Here is a 17,961-nt window from a genome sequence, read left to right on the forward strand (position 1 = left end):
GTGCCAGGTATGGATCTCCAAGCAGGACGGTGGGCTGGAGATCCTCGGCGCCATGGTTGCCGAGGTGAACGCAGCCGTGGCCGCTGTGGTCGTGGCCGTGGCCTGGGTGGTCCGGACCGTGCGCAGCCGCAGCCGGGCAGGCAAGGATCCGGTTCCGGTCGACACTGCCCGGAACCGGTAAGTCCGCGCTTGGCTCTCGAGCCGGCGAGGCTGATCCGATAGCCCCGGTAGCCTTCCTGCGTGACCTATCCGCGACGGATGCCCCGACCGCATCTGCCGGCCAAGGTCCGTGCGGTCACCGCGGTGACCGACCACATGCGTCAGATCGAACTGGTCGGCCCGGGCCTGCGGTCCCTTCGGGTCCGCCCGGGCGCTCATCTGGTCGTCCGGGTGCCGACCGGCCAGGGCGAGGCCCGGCGCGTGTACTCGATCTGGACTTTTCGTCCCCGTGAGGCCGCCCTGACCATCCGCGTCGCGATCCACGACGCGGATGGTCCGGGCTGCGTCTGGGCCCGCAGTGTCGTGCCTGGCGATCGGATCACCGTCGAACCGCCGCGCAGCAAGATCACGCTCGACGAGACCGCCACGTCTCATCTGTTCATCGGCGAGGAGACCGGGGCCGTTCCGCTCCTGGCGATGCGGGCCGCGTTGCACCCTCGTGTTTCCGTTCACGGGGTGTTCGAGGCTGCCGGACCCGGCCACGAGGTACCGGGTGCGGACGGCGTGCCTGGACTGCCCTGGGTGCACCGCGGAAACGCTAAGGCGGTTGGCTCAAGGGTCTTGCTGCGTGCTGTACAGGAACTGGCGCTACCCAGCCCGGCCGGCGCCGCCGCCTACGTAGCCGGTGAGAGCGATACCTGCCGACTGATCCAGCGCCATCTCATCGAGCAGCGCGGTCTCTCCCGGCGCGCCGTCCGCATACAGCCGCAATGGTCGCTCGGGCGTGCGGGTTTCGGCGCCGGCAGCGACTGAAATCTCAACCGCGCTGGACAGGTGGTTGCGGCCGGGACCGCCCACGAGGATGCCCTTGCCACCGTCGCCGTTGCTCTTCGTTCGCACCTTCATCCGTGCACGTTCCTCGGGTGAACGTCGGTCTCATCTGCTGTGGGCCACTCGAACCCGGCAATGAACCGGTCCAGGAGTTCGGCTGGGACGGCAATGTCATCCGGTCCCGCCGAACCCCGCCCCGCAAGCCGCCGCAGCAACTCTTCCCGGGGCACATCGAAAAGCGCGACCTCCACCTCGGCCCCGTGCTGCTGCGCGATGGCCCGGTACTCGTCCCGCATGGCCCGGCTGAAAAAGGCGTAGTCCACTACCACGTCGTGGCCATCATCCAGAGCTTCGGCCAATTGCCGGCGCTGGTCGGCGATGATCTCGAGACGGATCTCCGGGGGCAGCGGATGCGTGGTGAACCCCTGGTCCCACGCCTGCTGGTCGATGGAAAGCCGCAGCCAGCCCTGGGCTTCGAGCGACCGCGCGTACGTCGACTTCCCGGAACCGGCCAGCCCGCACGTCAGCACCATCGTCGCCACCCAGGAACCCTAACTGAGCGTGTCCCATTTCCGGATGCCCACCAACCTTTTCTTTTCGCGGGTACAGACCGCAACATCCCGCAAGCCGTCGCCGCGGTGACTCCGGCAGGGCGCACAGACAGTACGGCATCAGTGACACCGACGAAGCCCTCATCCATGTGAACCACCCTCGCCCCGCGTCGCGCCTGCTTCACGGGCCTGGGCGGAGCGCCGGTAGGCGGCCTGGGCCCGCGGCCGGACCAGCCAACCACGCTCTTCGGTCGCATTTGCTACCTGGATCCCCCTTCACCGCCCCACCAGCGGCAACTCCTGGCAACCGCTTGATGCACGATGTCCCGGTCTCCAAGGTTCTTGGGAGAAGCAGCGGATGGTTTGGAGCAAAGATGCTGAGGCCGACGGAAACAGCGACCCGGGAGAGCAAGCGCCTCGACGGGATCTGGGACTTCGTGCTCGACCCGGAGGGCCGGGGGCGGCGCGAGCAGTGGTGGCAGGCGGCGCTGGAGGCGCCGGTACAGATGCCGGTACCCGCCAGCTACAACGACATTCTGGTGGATACCGGACTCAAGGATCACGTCGGAGACGTCTGGTACCAGACCACCATCCGGGTACCGAGAGGATGGACCGGGGAACGCATCGTCCTGCGTTTCGACTCCGCCACTCATGCGGCGGTGGCCTGGGTCGACGGACATCAGGTGGCCGAGCACGCCGGCGGGTACACGCCGTTCGAGACAGATGTGACGGATCTGGTCGTTCCGGGCAGCGAGCATCGCCTGACCGTGGTGGTCAACAACGAACTGAACTGGCAGACCATCCCGCCGGGCATCGTCACCGACACCGCCCGGGGCCGCTCGCAGCGGTACTTCCACGACTTCTTCAACTACGCCGGCCTGCACCGCTCGGTCTGGCTGCGCAGCACCCCGCAGACCCGGATCGAGGACGTCACGATCACCACGGACCGGCGTGGCACCACCGGACTGGTCGGTTACGCGGTCCTCGTCGAGGGTTCGGCGGCCGGATCCGTCCGGGTGGTGATTGAGGACGAGGTGGGCACCGAGGTCGCGTCGGTCACCGGTGCTTCAGGCACCGTGGAGATCGAGAACGTGCACCTGTGGCAGCCCGGGCAGGGTTACCTGTACCAGGCCCGGGTCGAGGTGCTGGACGGCGAGGGCAGCGTGATCGACGTGTACCGCCAGCCGTTCGGCGTGCGCACGGTCGAGGTACGCGGCCAGGAGTTCCTGATCAACGGCGAGCCCTTCTACTTCAAGGGTTTCGGCATGCACGAGGACCAGGCGGTACGCGGCAAGGGCCGCGACGACGCGCTGATGGTGCACGAGTTCGCCCTGCTGGACTGGATCGGCGCGAACTCGTTCCGGACCTCGCACTACCCCTACGCCGACGAGGTCTACGACTTCGCCGACCGGCAGGGCATTGTGGTGATCGACGAGGTGGCCGCGGTCGGGCTGAACACCGGTATCGACGGCGGCATGTTCGGGATGGGCCCCAAGCACCCGACCTTCTCCCCCCAGACGATCAACGACGTCACCCAGGAGGTGCACAAGCAGGCGATCCGGGAACTGGTGGCCCGGGACAAGAACCACCCGAGCGTGGTGCTCTGGTCGATCGCCAACGAGCCGGAGTCCGACACCGACGCCAGCCGGCGCTACTTCGAGCCGCTGTTCGAGCTGACCCGCGAGCTGGACCCCAGCCGCCCGGTCGGTTTCGTGAACGTGATGCTGGCCCCGCACGGCAAGTGCCAGGTCTCGGAGCTGGCCGACGTGCTGATGCTGAACCGCTACTACGGCTGGTACGTGCACACCGACGACCTGGAGTCGGCCGAAGAGGCCTGGGGTGAGGAACTCGCCGCCTGGGCGGGCGAGAACAAGCCGATCATCATCACCGAATACGGCGCCGACACCGTCACCGGACTGCACACCACCGTCCCGGTGCCGTACTCGGAGGAGTACCAGGCCGCCTACCTGGAGATGAACCACCGGGTGTTCGACTCCGTGCCCGCCGTGATCGGCGAACACGTCTGGAACTTCGCCGACTTCGCCACCAACACCCGCTCGATCATCCGGGTGGACGGCAACAAGAAGGGCGTGTTCACCCGCGACCGCCGGCCCAAGGCCGCCGCGCACCTGCTGCGCAAGCGCTGGAGTACCAAGAACTCCTGATAACCCCCGCGAACGCCCGCGCTGAAGGCGGGCGTTCGCCCACCCCTTGCTTTCTCGAGGCGGCCCACTGCCGCGCCTACCTACGAGGAGTTCCCATGTCCAAACTCGAAGCAACGCCGGCGGTCGCCGCTGCCGGTTCCGCCGCCAGACCCGCTCCCCTGAAGCTCTGGCGGTTCTTCGGATACGGCGCCGGAGACGCCGCCAACAACCTGGCGTTCTCCATGGGCACCATGTTCCTGCTGCTGTACTACACCGACGTGGTCGGCCTGTCCGCCGCCGCGGTCGGCACCATGTTCCTGGTGGTGCGGATCTGGGATGCTTTCGCCGACCTGGCCGCCGGCCGCCTGGTCGACATCACCAGCACCCGCTGGGGAAAATTCCGTCCCTTCATTCTTTTCGGCTCGCTGCCGCTGCTGTTGCTGGGAGTCGCGGTCTTCGCGGTGCCGGAAGGGCTGAGCCAGGACGGCAAGCTGATCTACGCCTACGTGAGCTACGCGGCGCTGGGTGTGGCGTACAGCCTGGTCAACATTCCCTACGGCTCGCTGGCCTCGGCGATGACCCAGGTCACCGAGGAACGCGCAAAACTCGGGGCGTTCCGGGCGATGGGATCGGCCGTCACGATCGTGCTGCTGGCCTTCGTGGTCTCGCCGCAACTGCAGGACGCCGAGAACCTCGGGCGCTCGCTGCTGATCACCACCAGTGCGTTCGTGGTGCTGGGCATGGCGCTGTACCTGTTCACGGTCAAGAGCACCCGGGAAGTGGTGCAGCGCGACGTCGACCGGGTGAGCCTGAAGCAGAGCCTGGGCACGCTGCGGCACAACCGGGCGCTGGTGATGCTCTGTGGCAGTGCGCTGTCGTTCCTGATGGGCCTGTTCATGCTGAGCACGGTGCAGGCGTACTACGCCCGGGACGTGCTCGGTAACGCCAACTACTACATCGTGCTGACCCTGCTCAGTGTGGGCGCGACCTTCCTGATGGGCCCGCTGCTGCCCGGTCTGACCAGGCGCTTCGGCAAGAAGCGGCTCTACATCACGGCCGGGCTGGTGGCTGTGGTCGGCGGGATCGGGATCGTGCTGGCCCCGCCGTCGCAGCCCTGGATGTGCTTCGTCGCCTTCGGGGTGCTCGGTCTGGGCACCGCCACCGCGAACACCCTGATGTGGGCGCTGGAGGCCGACACCGTGGAGTACGGCGAGTGGGCCAACGGGGTGCGCACCGAAGGCACCACGTACGCGGTGTTCTCGTTCACCCGCAAGCTGGGCCAGGCTCTGGGTGGCTCGGCGGCGGCCTACGGCATCGGCATCGCTGGATACGTGGCCGGGGCCGGGGCGCAGTCGGCCGGCACGATCGACGGGATCCGCTGGATCACCGGTCTGGGCCCGGCGCTCTTCGTCGGGATCGGCGTGCTGATCATGATCCGCTACCCGCTCACCGACGACGTGTTCCGGAAGATGGTGCAGGAGGTCGCCGAACGCCGCGAAGCCCGCAGAGCCACCGAGCAGAACTCCTGAAGTACGAGCCTCACGAAGGAATCCCACCTGATGTCAGAACTGGACCCTGACCGGCTCTTTCCCGCGGACCCGGGCACCCGGGAGCTGGCCCGAGAACTGTACGCACTGGTCTCGGGCCTGCCGATCCTCTCGCCGCACGGTCACGTCGACCCCGACCTGATCCGGCTGGACCAGCCGTTCGGCGACCCGGCCGCGCTGCTGGTCACCCCCGATCACTACGTCACCCGACTGCTGCACGCGTCCGGAGTTCCGTTGGAGCAGTTGGGGGTGGCCACCGAGGGCGCCGACCCCCGAGAGATCTGGCGGGCGTTCTGCTCCCACCAGACCGCTTTCGTGGGCACCGCCTCGGGGTACTGGCTGCAGCACGAGCTCGGTGAGCTGTTCGGCATTTTCGACGAGCTGAGCGCCGAGAACGCGGATTCCACCTTCGATCTGATCTCGGCAGCGCTGGCCCGGGACGACTTCCGTCCCCGGGCGCTGTTCCAGCGTTTCGGGATCGAGGTGCTGGCCACGACCGACGATCCGCTCGACGACCTGTCCGCCCACGCGGCGCTGGCCGCCGATCCGGGCTTCGCCGGCCGGGTGCTGCCGACCTTCCGGCCCGACGCCTACATCGACCCGGCGCATCGGGGCTTCCGGTCGGCGGCCGAACGGCTGGCCGAGGCGAGCGGGACGTCGGTCGACAACTACGAGGGCTATCTGGACGGCCTGGCCGCGCGGCGAGAGCACTTCGTCCGGCACGGCGCGGTCTCGGCGGACTTCGGGGTGCGCACGCCACTGACCGTCGACCTTCCGGGGGCGGAGGCTGCGGCGCTGTACAAGCGGGCGGTGCGGGGTGAGCTGTCGTTCGCCGAGGCCGAGGTGTTCCGGGGGCACATGCTTCTCGAGAGCGCCCGGATGAGTGTGGCCGACGGTCTGGTGATGACGCTGCATCCGGGTGTGTTCCGGGATCACCACGGCCCGACCTGGGACCGGTTCGGCCCGGACACCGGTCACGACATCCCGCTGGCCAGCGAGTTCACCCAGAACCTGCGGCCGCTGCTGCAGCGGTTCGGCACCGCGCCCGATTTTCATCTGGTGCTGTTCACCCTGGACGAGACCACGTACGGCCGGGAGATCGCTCCGCTGGCCGGTTTCTACCCGAGCCTGTTCGTCGGGGCGCCGTGGTGGTTCCTCGATGCTCCGGACTCGATCCTGCGGGCCCGGGCGGCCACCACCGAGTCGGCCGGGCTCACCCGGGGCTCAGGCTTCATCGACGACACCCGGGCCTTCCTGTCCATCCCGGCCCGGCACGACATGGCCCGCCGGCTGGAGGCGTCGTACCTGGCCCGCCTGGTCCGCGAGGGCCGCACCTCGATCAGCACCGCCCGCCGTCTGGTGGTCGACCTGATCGACGCCCAGCCGCGCAAGGTGTTCAAGCTGTGAGCCGTCTGACCCGCAGCGCACCCGCCGATCCGGTCCGCATCGTGCACCTGGGCCTGGGCGCGTTCCACCGCGCGCACCAGGCCTGGGCCACCATGCAGGCAGGCGACGGCTGGGGCATCGCCGCCTACACCTGGCGCCGCCCCGACGCCGCCCAACTGCTGTCGGCTCAGGACGGCCTGTTCACTCTGCTGGAGCGGCAGCCCGACGGCGATGTCACCAGTACGGTCACCAGTGTCAGCCGGGCAGTGGACGGCTCGGACGTCGCCGATCTGCTGGCCACGCTGAGCCGATCCGAGGTCGGGGTGGTCACCCTGACCATCACCGAGGCCGGCTACCAAAGCGATGCCACCGACGTCCTCCGTTTGAAAGCTCTTCTCGGTCAGACGAATGCGGCCGGCGGGGAAGCACCGGTGACCGCGCTCGGGCGTCTGGTTCTGGCTCTGGAGGCCCGTCGTCGGGCTGGAGCCGGGCCCTTGGCTCTGGTGCCGTGCGACAACCTGCCCGGCAACGGCGATCTGCTCCGGCGCATCCTGACCGAGTTGGCCGGTGAGCACGCCCCTGGCCTGCTGGAGCAGGTCTCGTTCGTCTCCACCACGGTCGACCGGATCACCCCGGCCACCACCCCCGAGGACGTGGCCCGCACGCTCGCGCTGAGCGGGATCAAGGATCCGGCCACGGTGGTCACCGAGCCGTTCTTCGACTGGGTACTGCAGGGCGAATTTCCCGGTGGTCGCCCCGCCTGGGAGAAGGCAGGCGCCCGGGTGGTGGGCGATGTCGAACCGTTCGAGCGGCGCAAACTGTGGCTGCTGAACGGATCGCACAGCTACCTGGCCTATGCCGGGCCGGCCCGGGGGCACCGCACGGTGGCCGAGGCGATCGCTGATCCGGTGCTGCTGGCCGGGGTGGAAGCGCTGTGGGACGAGGCTGCCCGGCATCTGCCGGACGGGCTGGACCTGACGGCCTACCGGCAGGCGCTGCTCGGGCGATTCCGTAACGCCCGGATCCAGCACCAGCTCAACCAGATCGGCCGCGACGGCACGCAAAAGCTGCGCCTGCGCACGGTTCCGGTGCTGCTGGCCGAACGGGCCGCCGGCCGGGACGGGCACGCCGCCGCTGCTGTGGTGGCGGCCTGGGTTGCCGCGGCCCGCGCCGGGACGCTCCCGCCGGACGCGCTGCAGACCGGCCTGGCCGACCTCACGAACGCCGAACTGCCGGTGCTGCTGGGCCTGATCGACGAGCGCCTGGCCGACGAGAACGACCTGACTACGCTGATCAAGAACCTTTGAAATCTGGAGGCACCACCATCATGACCGAACGGCCTTGGCTCGACACCACGCTGGAACCCGCCGAGCGGGCCCGGCGGCTGGTCGCCGCGATGAGCCTGGAGCAGAAGATCGCCCAGCTGCACGGGGCGATGAAGACGGTGGACATCTACGCGATGTCGAACAACGCGACCACCGCCGAGGAGATGGACCAGCTGGTGGCCCAGATCCAGATCGAGCGGCACGTGGCCGGTCTGGACGAGCTGGACATCCCGCGCTACCGGATCACCAACGGCCCGGTCGGGGTCGGCATGGGCGACGGCACGCCCAGCCCGCCGGCCACCGCGCTGCCGATGAGCATCGGCCTGGCGGCAGGGTTCGACCCGGAACTGGCCCGCCAGTACGGCGACGTGATCGGGGACGAGGCGGCTGCCCTGGGCCAGCACGTGCTGGAAGGCCCGGGGGTGTGCCTGCACCGGCTGCCCACCGGGGGCCGCAACTTCGAGTACTACTCCGAGGACCCGTACCTCAGCGGCGTGATGGGCGTCGAGGTGGCCAAGGCGATCCAGGCGCACGACGTGGTCGCGATGGCCAAGCACTACGCGGTGAACGACCAGGAGCACGAGCGGTTCCGGGCCAACGTCGAGATCGACGAGAACGTGCTGCGTGAGCTGTACCTGCTGCCGTTCGAGATGCTGGTCAAGGACGCGGACATCGCCGCGGTGATGAGCGCCTACAACCGGGTGCGCGGCACCTACGCCACCGAGAACCGCTACCTGCTGCACACGATCCTGCGCGAGCAGTGGGGTTTCACCGGCTACGTGCAGTCGGACTTCTGGTCGTGCCGCTCGGCCGCCGCCTCGCTGTCGGCCGGCCTGGACCACGAGATGCCGGACGCGAAGTGGCTGAACGAGGAGAACGTCAAGGCCGCGCTGCACGACACCAGCCTGGAGATCCAGACCGTCGACCGGGCCCTGGTGCGCCGCTTCACCCAGATGTTCCGCTTCGGCCACTTCGAGAAGCCCTACGCACCGCGGGAGATCGACGCCGCCCGCAACGGCGCCACCTCGCGCCGGATCGGCTCGCAGATCGCGGTGCTGCTGAAGAACGACGCCGGCCTGCTGCCACTGGCGGCGGACGCCGGGCGGATCCTGGTGGTCGGTCAGGCCAAGTTCGTCGACGAGGCCTGCCTGGGTGGCGGCGGCAGCTCCAAGGTGGACCCGCTGTACACGGTGCGCCCGCTCGACGGGCTGCAGGACGTGCTCAAGTCGCTGGGTTCCGGCAGCACGCTCAGCTCGGTCACGGTGGCCGACGACCTGTCCGACCTCGACTCTGCCGTTGAAGCTGCGGGTGGGGCCGATGTCGTGGTGGTGATGGCCGGTCTGGTCGCCACCGAGGGCCTGGACCAGCCGCACGCGAACCTGCTCAACCAGCAGGACGAGATGATCGCCCGGCTGCTGGCCGCCAACCCGAACACCGTGGTGGTGCTGAAGGACGGCAACCCGGTGCTGATGCCGTGGATCGAGCAGGCCCCTGCCGTGCTGGAGGTCTGGAACCAGGGCGCCGAGGACGGGCACGTGGTGGCCGACCTGCTGTTCGGCGTGGTCAACCCCTCCGGCAAGGTCCCGACGACGTATCCGCGCTCGTTCGAGGACACCCCGTTCGCCGGGCACGAGGAGCGTTACCCGGGTGTCGACGAGGGCGAGGGCTACCCGACCATGCGGTACACCGAGGGCCTGCAGATGGGCTACCGGTGGTACCAGTCCCAGAACATCGAACCGCTGTTCCCGTTCGGGTTCGGCCTGTCCTACACCACGTTCGAGCTCTCCGGCCTTCAGGTGTCCGCGCCGGCCGGAGCTCCGGTCGAGGTCTCGGCAACGGTTACGAACACGGGCGAGCGGGCCGGGGCCGAGGTTGTACAGGTGTACCTGAGCTTCCCGGAAGAGGCCCAGCAGCCGCCCCGGCGCCTGGTCGGCTTCCAGAAGGTCACTGTGGAACCCGGTACCACGCAGACCGTCTCGATCATCATTGACCCGGACGCGACGAACCACCCGCTGTCGGTGTGGGACGACCGGGCCCGCGACTTCGTGATCCGGCCGGGTGAATACGGCATCCACGTCGGCACTTCCAGTGCGAGCACACCGCTGGAGAGCCGGATCGCCGTAGCCGGGTAAGGGACCAATGGTGGACGTCGGTGGCTTGGGTGGCCACCGACGTCCACTGTTCATTGGTGGTTACGAAGAGCGGAAAAGTCTTCTGGGGGCGGCGACCCGATGCTCCAGCCGAAGGTCTCAGCCGCCGCGAAGGCCGCGGCGAGCACGCGTCGTTCGGACCAGCCGAGTTCTTCGGCAAGGGCGGCCACGGCGTCGAACTCGGGCATCACCTGGAGCACGAGGCCCTGATCGTGGCCGATCTTCACGGCCAGAGGGCTACCATCGACCGGTACGTCGATCCAGCCCCGGGCGAGCGCCCGTTTGGTGTAGGTAGTTCGCCGGACTCCGAGGGTGCTGGTGTGCTGAAGTATTTGCTTTTCCAGCTGGTCTGCTCTGGTGGGGTGGGCCAGCACGGTGAGCTGGTGGGCGGGGCGTCCTTTCTTCATCAGGATCGGGACCAGCCAGGCGTCGTCGGCGCCGGTCTGCATCAGGTGGCGCAGGACTCCGGGCCACAGCCTGGGGTCGAGGTCGTCGATGTTGGCCTCCAACTGGACGGCCTGAGACCTGCTGTGGCTGGGGCTTTTGCCGAGGAGGACGCGGGTGACGTTGGGGCGGTCGGCGAAGTCCTTGGTGCCGGCGCCAGTACCTGATTTCTGGATGGCGATCCCGGGCAGGTCTTCGTCGGTGGGGGCGAGCGCGGCGATCAAGGCCATTCCGGTGGGGGTGGTGAGTTCGCCGTCTCCCCCGGCCTGAATCCGGCGGCCCTGAGCCAGCTCCACCACGGCGGGGACGGGCACCGGGATGGAACCGTGGGCTGCTCGCACTCGTCCTGAGCCGACCGCTACCGGACCGGCACTGAGCGAGCCGACGCCGAGATCGTTCAGAGCAGCGCAGACCCCGACCACGTCGGCGATCGAGTCCAGGGCGCCAACTTCGTGAAAGTGGATGTCCGAGGCGGGAACTCCGTGCACTCGTCCTTCGGCCTCGGCGAGGGCGGCGAAGACTTTCAGGGCGTTGTCGCGCACCGGCGCGGGCAGGGGTGCGGCGGTGAGCATCTGCTGGATGGTGGTCCAGGTGCGGTGCGGCGGGTCGTCCTGCTGGAGGGCGACCTGGGCGTACGTGGCGCGCAGACCGGCTCGGGTGACCGTGCTCGCCTCGATCGTCACCGCGTCGCCGATCACGGCGGCGACGGCTTGACGGACGGCGTCCAGCGAGGCTCCGGCGTCGATCAGGGCCCCCAGCAGCATGTCTCCGGCGACCCCGGCGGAGGCGTCGATCCAGGCGTGGGTCATGGTTGTTCCGGCACCGGTGCGGCGATCTGGGCGGCCAGATGCCCGGCGCCGTAACCGTTGTCGATGTTGACCACGCTGACCCCGGGCGCGCAGGCGTTGAGCATGGTCAGCAGAGGTGCGATTCCGCCGAACGCGGCGCCGTAGCCCACCGACGTGGGCAAGCCGATCACCGGGGCCGAGACCAGCCCGGCGACCACGCTGGGCAGGGCGCCGTCCATGCCGGCAGCGACCACGATGGCCCGGGCCTGACGCATCCGCTCGACCTTGGCCAGGACGCGGTGCAGGCCGGCCACGCCGACGTCGGTGATCAGCTCGCTCTGGCGGCCCAGGTAGCGGGCGGTCAGGAGGGCTTCGCGGGCAACCGGGAGGTCGGAGGTGCCCGCCGTAAGGACCAGCACGAGGCCGCCGGTGGGCGGTGGGGGTTCGGGCGGCCAGGCCAGCAGCCCGGCGTCCGGGTCGTGGTGCGCGTCCGGCAGAGACTCCAGCACTGCGGCGGCGTGCTCGGCGGTGGCCCGGGTGAACAGGGTGCGCACGTCGGGGCGCTCGGCCACCGCAGCAGCGATGCGGCGTACTTGTTCGGGGGTCTTACCGGCGCAGTAGATCGCCTCGGGGTAGCCGCGACGGGCGGTGCGTTCCAGGTCCAGGTCGGCGATGCCGTACAGGTCGTCAGTCACGGTTGAGCACCCGCAGGGTGAACTCGCCCGACTGCAGGCCGCCCAGATCGAGCGTGACCCAGCGGAAACCGGCCTGCCGCACTGCGTCCCGGACCTGTTCGCGCAGCGGTGAGGTGGCGGACCGGAGCAGGTCGGCTGGGGTCAGCTCCAGGCGGGCGATCTCGCCGTGGTGACGCACCCGCAGATCCTCCAGGCCGAGCGCCCTCAGCGCTGCCTCGGCCTGCTCCACCTGGGCCAGCTTCTGCGGCGTGACCTCCTGGAAGTGCGGAATGCGGGAGGCCAGGCAAGGGGCGGCGGGCTTGTCCGCACTAGGCAGCCGCCAGGCCCGGGCCAGTTCGCGTACCGCCTTCTTGCCCAGCCCGGCCTCCGCCAGTGGGCGCAGCACCCGATGCTCCGCCGCCGCCCGCGAACCGGGACGATCCGGACGGCGGGCGTCGTCCGCGTTCTCTCCGTAGGCGACCGCGTCCAGGCGGTGAGCCTGGACGATCTCGTCGTCGATCCGGGTGAACAACTCGTCCTTGCAGTGGAAGCACCGGTCCGGGCCGTTGGCCTGGTAGGCGGCCTGCTCCCCCTCGTAGGTCTGGACCTCCACCACCGGCACCCCGATGTGACCGGCGACCGTATGGGCTCCGGTGCGCTCGGCGGCGGGCAGGCTCGGCGAGACACCGAGGATGGCGATTACCCGGTCCGGGCCGAGGGTGCGCTGGGCGGCGGCGAGCACCACGGACGAGTCGACGCCACCGGAGAAGGCGACGCCGAGACGTCCGATTCCTTGGTAGGTGTCGGCGAGCGCGACGGGGACGTCGGGGTCGGGCACGGTTTCCTCCTGGGCGGCGGCTGCTCACGTAGGTTAAACGGGAGCTCGGTCGAGTCCATCAAGCCACTGGGCTGGGCACTCGGACTCGGGGTTGCCAGGAGTTGTTGCTAGGTTTCCGGCACGGGAACCAGATCCGGGTTCCTGTGCTGCTCGGGAGGGTGAGGCATGGACCAGGAGGGGGCCGGCGACGCGGGCGTCACGATCTATGACGTTGCGGCCGCCGCCGGGGTAGCGCCCTCCACGGTGTCCCGGGCGCTGGCCAAGCCCGGACGGGTGAGTTTCCGGACCGCCGAGCACGTCCGCCGGGTGGCCACCGAGCTGGGCTACCGCTCGGCCCAGATGCAGGTGCCGCTGTCCGAGCGGGGTACCGGGGTGCTGGCGATGATCGTCGCGGACATCGCCAACCCGGTCTTCGTCGGGATGATCCGCGGGGCCGAGAGCGCCGCCCAGCAGCACAACCTGACCCTGGCGGTGATCGAGACCCAGGAGTCCGAGCCGGTCGAGGCGCTGGCCCTGAACCGGCTGGAAGCGACCGTGGACGGGTTCCTGCTGGCCTCCTCCCGGCTCAGCGACCAGGCCATCCGGGCGGTGGCCAAGCGCAAGCCGGTGGTCGTCCTGAACCGTTCGGTCGGCTCGGTGACGTCGGTGGTCAGCGACAACGTCCGGGCGATCAAGAAGGCCGCCGAGCACCTGGTCGAGCTGGGGCACACCTCGATCGCCTACCTGGCCGGGCCGGAGGCCTCGTACGCGGACGGGACGCGCTGGCGGGGTCTGCAGGAGGCCGGGATCGAGCTGGAGCTGCGGATCAGCCGGATCGGGCCGAACCTTCCTACTCTGCGCGGGGGTGCTGCGGCCGCCCAGGAATGGGCCCGGCGCCCGGCCGGAGCGGTGATCGCGTTCAACGACCTGATGGCGATCGGGTTCACCAAGGCGGTGACGGCCTCCGGATACCGGGTGCCCGACGATGTCAGCGTGATCGGGTTCGACAACATCGTCGACGCCGAGCTGGTCCGCCCGGCTCTTACCACGATCGCGGCTCCGCTCAAGGACATCGGGGCCAAGGCGGTCGGCCGGCTGGCCACCCGGGCAGCCCGTGAGATCACCCCGGGCACCGCCCGGGACGGTCAGAGCGGCGAGCCGGTGCTGCTGCCGGCCTGGCTGGTGGTCCGCGGCTCGACCGGGCCGCGCCCCTCCCGAGCCCGTTCCCGCCGCTTGTGACTTGTTGCCGCTTCTTGCCTGCTGGTCTTGCCATCGTCCTCGGCTGCGCGCAAGAGTCGGCGGCATGTCAGCGTCCAGCTTCGGTACCGACCCAGGAGACCCGCAGCGTGCGGCCGTACTAGGAGCTCCCGGTGAGCATCTGGACCCGCAGCAGGTCAGCGCCTTCGTCACCCAGTCCCTGAGCGCGCTCGACCTCGACGATCAGCGGGTGTGTCTGGTCATCCCGGACGCCACCCGCACCTGTCCGCTGCCGATGCTGCTGCGGGCCGTGCACCGGGCGCTGGCCGGACGGGCCCGCGCCGTGGACGTGGTGATCGCGCTGGGCACCCATCAGGCGATGAGTGAGGACCAACTGGCCCGCCACCTCGGATACCCGCCCGGTGAGCAGGAAACGGTCTATCCCGGCTGGAACGTGGTCAATCACGAGTTCGAGAAGCCCGAGACGTTCGTCTCGCTGGGCACGATCCCGGCCCAGCGGCTGAGCGAGCTGACCGACGGACGCCTCAACGGCCCCGACGTCGACGTGCGGATCAACCGGCTGGTCGCCGAGGCCGACATCGCCCTGGTCGTGGGGCCGGTCTTCCCGCACGAGGTGGTCGGCTTCTCCGGCGGGAACAAGTACTTCTTCCCCGGGGTCTCCGGGCAGGAGGTGATTGACGTGTCGCACTGGCTCGGGGCGCTGATCACCAGTGCCGCGATGATCGGCAGCCGGGGCGTGACCCCGGTGCGGGCCCTGATCAACGAAGCCTCCTCGATGATCCCGGCCCGGCGCCTGGCCCTGTGCGTGGTGGTCGCCTCCGGCTCCGATGTTCTGCACGCCGCCGCGCTCGGCACACCCGAGGACGCCTGGGCCGCCTGTGCCGACGTCTCCGCCCGAACGCACGTCACCTACGTCCACAAGCCGGTTCGCCGGGTCTTGTCGGTCATCCCGGCCAAGTACGAGGACCTGTGGACCGCGGCCAAGGGCTTCTACAAGCTCGAACCCGTGGTCGCCGACGGCGGCGAGGTCATTCTCTATGCACCGCACATCACCGAGGTCTCGGTCATGCACCCCCAGATCACCGAGATCGGTTACCACAACCGCGACTACTTCACCCGGCAGTGGGAACAGTTCGCCGACCACCCCTGGGGCGACCTGGCCCACTCCACCCACCTGCGCGGGCAGGGCACCTGGGACCCGGAGAACGGCGAGGTCAACCGGGTCACGGTCACCCTGGCCACCGGCATCCCCGAGGCCGTGGTGCGGGCCGTGAACCTGAACTACCTCGACCCGTCCACCGTCGACCTCGACACCTACCGCAACGACCCGGACACCCTGTTCGAACCACACGCCGGTGAGGTCCTCTACCGCCTGGAGACCGAGAAGTGAACCAGGCCATCGTGGTCATGGGGGTCTCCGGCTGCGGCAAGAGCACCGTCGCCGCCCTCATCGCCGGCCGCCTCGGCTGGCCCCTGGGCGAGGCCGACGACCTGCACCCCGCCGCCAACGTGGCCAAGATGAGCAACGGCATCCCGCTCACCGACGACGACCGCCGCCCCTGGCTCACCGAGGTCCGCGCCTGGATCGACGCCCAGGACGGCGACTGCGTTCTCACCTGCTCCGCCCTCAAACGCAGCTACCGAGACCTGCTACGTCAGGCCGGTGTTCGGGTCCGGTTCGTGCATCTGCACGGCGACACCGAGCAACTCGCGCTGCGGCTGGCCAGCCGCACCGGGCACTTCATGCCCCTGTCGCTGCTGGAGTCGCAGCTGAGCACCCTCGAACCGCTGCAGGCGGACGAGGACGGCATCGTGGTCCGGATCAATGCCGAACCTGCTCACATCGCCGACGTAAGCATCCAGCAGCTGGGTTTGGGCATTCAGTCGTTCCCGGCCTCGTAGGCGATCAGGGCGGCCTGGACCCGGTTGTCGATCCCGAGGACGTCGAACAGCGTGCTGAGGTACTGCTTGACGGTGCCGGGCGTGAGGCTGAGCGCCTGCGCGATCTGGGCGTTCGAGCGGCCGGTGCTCAGCTGGGCCAGCAGATCACGCTGGCGCGGGCTCAGCGCCGCGACTGCTTCACGGGCCTGAGCGGAGCGCCGGTAGGCGGCCCGGGCCTGCGGCCGAACCAGCCAGCGACCGACCGCCGGGGAGAAGGCGGCACCGCCGGCGGCCAGGGCCCGGACCGCCGAGATCAGGTTCTTCGGGTCGTCGGACTTGAGCACGAAACCGAGGCAGCCCAGGGCGACGGCCGCCTCGATCAGGTGCTCGTCGGAGAAGGTGGTCAGCATCGCGGCCGGCAGGTCCGGTCGTTCCTTCTGGATCCGTTCCAGGGCCCGCAGTCCGTCCACCCTGGGCATCCGGATGTCGAGCAGGACCACGTCGAGCCGGATCCGGCGGGCGAGCTCGACGGCTGCACCGCCGTCGTCGGCCTGGGCCACCACCTCGATGTCGTCGGCGGTCTCGAGGATGCCGGCGATACCGGCCCGGACCAGCTGGTCGTCGTCGGCCAGCAGCACCCGGATCGGCCCGCCGGTCATGGCGCCGCAATCGTGCTCACGGCGCTGACCACGCCTTGGTCGAAGCAGATGCGGTACACGTCGTCACGTTCGAAGAAGCTACGCGACGACTCGTAGTAGTGGCACTCGCCGTCTGCGGCGTCCTGCTCGGATCGGGGAGCCTCAAGCATGTCTAGGGCCGGCAGCAGTTCGGCCGTTTCCGGCTGGGAAGCTCCGACCTCGACCTTCGCGAACATCTGCGGCGGCAGCACCGAGGCCGAGGTGGCGTAGATGAAGTAGCCACCCCCGACGATCGCCGCCACCGCAGCCAGCACGGCCGGAACGGTGTACAGCAGGGTCACCGCCGATGACCGGGTCTGGCGGCTGGCCTGGTGCTGCCGGATCACCGCAGCCTCCTGGTTACCGGTCTTCGGCTCGTTCCCCGGGACTGCGTCGACCGGCAGAGCGAGGACCAGGCGGAACTCCTCGCCCGTACCCGTCGGGGTCAGGGAACCACCGAGAATCTGAGCCCGGTGCTCCAGCGCGCGCAGCCCGTATCCCGTTCCGGGCAACGGTTCTGGCGGTGCGGAGGACAGCACCGGGTTGACGAGTTCCAGCGTGACGGTGTTGTGGTCAGGCCCCTCGGCCAGGCTCAGGTGCACGGTGGCGCCGGGCGCGTGCTTAGCCGCGTTGACCAGTCCTTCCTGCATCGTGCGGATCACTGCGGCGTGGGTGAAGTCGCCCAGCCGCTGTTCCACCCCGGTTTCGAACAACGTTTGGACGTCCGTGCCCGACTCACGGGCCTCGTCGGCAACAGCGGCGATCGACGGGCGAACCGGAGCAGTCGGCACAGTCGGCGGTCGGCCGGTCCCGGCAGCATCGCGGTCAGGAAGACCGACGCCACGATCCAGGAGTTGCACAGTCTGTCCCAGCTCGAGTGAAGCGTTCGCGGCGCCTTCCCGGATGCCGCTGAGCTCCCGGCGGACGGGCTCGGGCAGAGAATCGTCCAGCGACAGCCGGCCGGCCTGCACCGCCAGCAGCGTCAGACGGTGGCCCAGACCGTCATGCACCTCGCCCGCCATCCGTTGCCGTTCCCGCAGAACTGCCTCCCGCACCCGGACATCCCGCTCACGTGCCTCGGCCCGGGCAAACGCCCAGCCGCGTTCCACGTAGGCCCGCCGGGCCCGGACCGCCCGTACCGTCAGAGCGCCCAGGCAGGCGCAGGCCGCCACCGCTGTCCCAGCCACCAGGCCGACCACTGCCCGCTCGAGGCGCCCGGACGAGACTCCCTCGGCGACCGCACCGACCGGAACAGCGAGCAGGGCCAGGCCCAGCACCGGCCAGTTCGGTCGTAGAGCCGTGGCCAGCCCACCGAGCGCTGCCGCGACGACGCAGAGAATCAGCAGAAGCATGCGAGCGAGCCTACGGA

Annotated in this window: 16 protein-coding genes; 10 read left to right on the plus strand and 6 right to left on the minus strand. The window is 69.4% G+C overall.

What is annotated here, in order from left to right:
• Both LR394_RS25770 and LR394_RS25775 read left to right on the plus strand, forming a co-directional pair.
• The coding region (locus LR394_RS25770) for a hypothetical protein (protein ID WP_231446741.1) at nucleotides 1–181 on the plus strand (181 nt) is incomplete at its 5' end.
• A 59-nt stretch (nucleotides 182–240) separates the two neighbouring features.
• Nucleotides 241–972: a siderophore-interacting protein gene (locus LR394_RS25775; RefSeq protein WP_231446743.1), complete on the plus strand. Its 732-nt coding sequence runs from the start codon at nucleotides 241–243 to the stop codon at nucleotides 970–972.
• Between the two features lie 89 nt (nucleotides 973–1,061).
• Here the strand turns inward: LR394_RS25775 and LR394_RS25780 are convergent, their stop codons facing one another.
• Entirely contained in the window at nucleotides 1,062–1,523 is a 462-nt protein-coding gene (locus tag LR394_RS25780; RefSeq protein ID WP_231447084.1) for an AAA family ATPase, read from the minus strand.
• 392 nt (nucleotides 1,524–1,915) lie between these two features.
• Here LR394_RS25780 and uidA point away from each other — a divergent pair, with 392 nt between their 5' ends.
• The 5 genes from uidA (at nucleotide 1,916) to LR394_RS25805 (ending at nucleotide 10,075) form a co-directional block, all read left to right on the plus strand.
• On the plus strand, nucleotides 1,916–3,706 hold the full coding sequence (uidA, locus tag LR394_RS25785; RefSeq protein WP_231446745.1) for a beta-glucuronidase: 1,791 nt from the start codon (nucleotides 1,916–1,918) through the stop codon (nucleotides 3,704–3,706).
• Nucleotides 3,707–3,801: 95 nt separating this feature from the next.
• On the plus strand, nucleotides 3,802–5,214 hold the full coding sequence (gene uidB, locus LR394_RS25790) for a glucuronide transporter (RefSeq protein ID WP_231446746.1): 1,413 nt from the start codon (nucleotides 3,802–3,804) through the stop codon (nucleotides 5,212–5,214).
• A 30-nt stretch (nucleotides 5,215–5,244) separates the two neighbouring features.
• Complete coding sequence (gene uxaC, locus LR394_RS25795; protein ID WP_231446749.1) at nucleotides 5,245–6,639, plus strand: glucuronate isomerase; 1,395 nt, start codon at nucleotides 5,245–5,247, stop codon at nucleotides 6,637–6,639.
• Nucleotides 6,636–7,925 (plus strand): mannitol dehydrogenase family protein, encoded by a 1,290-nt coding sequence (locus LR394_RS25800; RefSeq protein WP_231446751.1) that lies wholly within the window; start codon nucleotides 6,636–6,638, stop codon nucleotides 7,923–7,925. The genes uxaC and LR394_RS25800 overlap by 4 nt, the downstream gene beginning before the upstream one ends.
• A gap of 20 nt (nucleotides 7,926–7,945) precedes the next feature.
• Nucleotides 7,946–10,075: a beta-glucosidase family protein gene (locus LR394_RS25805; RefSeq protein ID WP_231446752.1), complete on the plus strand. Its 2,130-nt coding sequence runs from the start codon at nucleotides 7,946–7,948 to the stop codon at nucleotides 10,073–10,075.
• A 50-nt stretch (nucleotides 10,076–10,125) separates the two neighbouring features.
• Here LR394_RS25805 and larC read toward each other — a convergent pair whose 3' ends face one another.
• Genes larC through larE form a run of 3 tightly spaced genes read right to left on the minus strand, consistent with a single transcriptional unit; the run spans nucleotide 10,126 to nucleotide 12,837 of the window.
• Nucleotides 10,126–11,346, minus strand: coding sequence for a nickel pincer cofactor biosynthesis protein LarC (gene larC, locus LR394_RS25810; RefSeq protein WP_231446754.1), 1,221 nt, complete (start codon nucleotides 11,344–11,346; stop codon nucleotides 10,126–10,128).
• Nucleotides 11,343–12,020, minus strand: a complete 678-nt coding sequence (gene larB, locus LR394_RS25815; protein ID WP_231446756.1) for a nickel pincer cofactor biosynthesis protein LarB — start codon at nucleotides 12,018–12,020, stop codon at nucleotides 11,343–11,345. The genes larC and larB overlap by 4 nt, the downstream gene beginning before the upstream one ends.
• Nucleotides 12,013–12,837 carry an ATP-dependent sacrificial sulfur transferase LarE gene (gene larE, locus LR394_RS25820; protein WP_231446758.1) on the minus strand — a complete coding sequence of 275 codons (825 nt, stop codon included), beginning with the start codon at nucleotides 12,835–12,837 and terminating at the stop codon, nucleotides 12,013–12,015. The genes larB and larE overlap by 8 nt, the downstream gene beginning before the upstream one ends.
• Before the next feature lie 165 nt (nucleotides 12,838–13,002).
• Here larE and LR394_RS25825 point away from each other — a divergent pair, with 165 nt between their 5' ends.
• The 3 genes from LR394_RS25825 (at nucleotide 13,003) to LR394_RS25835 (ending at nucleotide 15,936) form a co-directional block, all read left to right on the plus strand.
• Nucleotides 13,003–14,055, plus strand: coding sequence for a LacI family DNA-binding transcriptional regulator (locus tag LR394_RS25825; protein ID WP_231446760.1), 1,053 nt, complete (start codon nucleotides 13,003–13,005; stop codon nucleotides 14,053–14,055).
• A gap of 64 nt (nucleotides 14,056–14,119) precedes the next feature.
• The gene (locus LR394_RS25830; protein ID WP_231446762.1) at nucleotides 14,120–15,424 is read left to right on the plus strand and encodes a lactate racemase domain-containing protein; all 1,305 of its coding nucleotides are present in this window, start codon (nucleotides 14,120–14,122) and stop codon (nucleotides 15,422–15,424) included.
• Nucleotides 15,425–15,441: 17 nt separating this feature from the next.
• The gene (locus LR394_RS25835) at nucleotides 15,442–15,936 is read left to right on the plus strand and encodes a gluconokinase (RefSeq protein WP_269329804.1); all 495 of its coding nucleotides are present in this window, start codon (nucleotides 15,442–15,444) and stop codon (nucleotides 15,934–15,936) included.
• Here LR394_RS25835 and LR394_RS25840 read toward each other — a convergent pair.
• Nucleotides 15,915–16,574, minus strand: a complete 660-nt coding sequence (locus tag LR394_RS25840) for a response regulator transcription factor (protein WP_231446764.1) — start codon at nucleotides 16,572–16,574, stop codon at nucleotides 15,915–15,917. The two genes, LR394_RS25835 and LR394_RS25840, sit on opposite strands and share 22 nt — an antisense overlap.
• Entirely contained in the window at nucleotides 16,571–17,944 is a 1,374-nt protein-coding gene (locus LR394_RS25845) for a sensor histidine kinase (protein ID WP_231446765.1), read from the minus strand. The genes LR394_RS25840 and LR394_RS25845 overlap by 4 nt, the downstream gene beginning before the upstream one ends.
• Nucleotides 17,945–17,961 lie beyond the last annotated feature (17 nt).

Source organism: Kineosporia babensis (genome assembly GCF_021129305.1).
GTDB lineage: Bacteria > Actinomycetota > Actinomycetes > Actinomycetales > Kineosporiaceae > Kineosporia > Kineosporia babensis.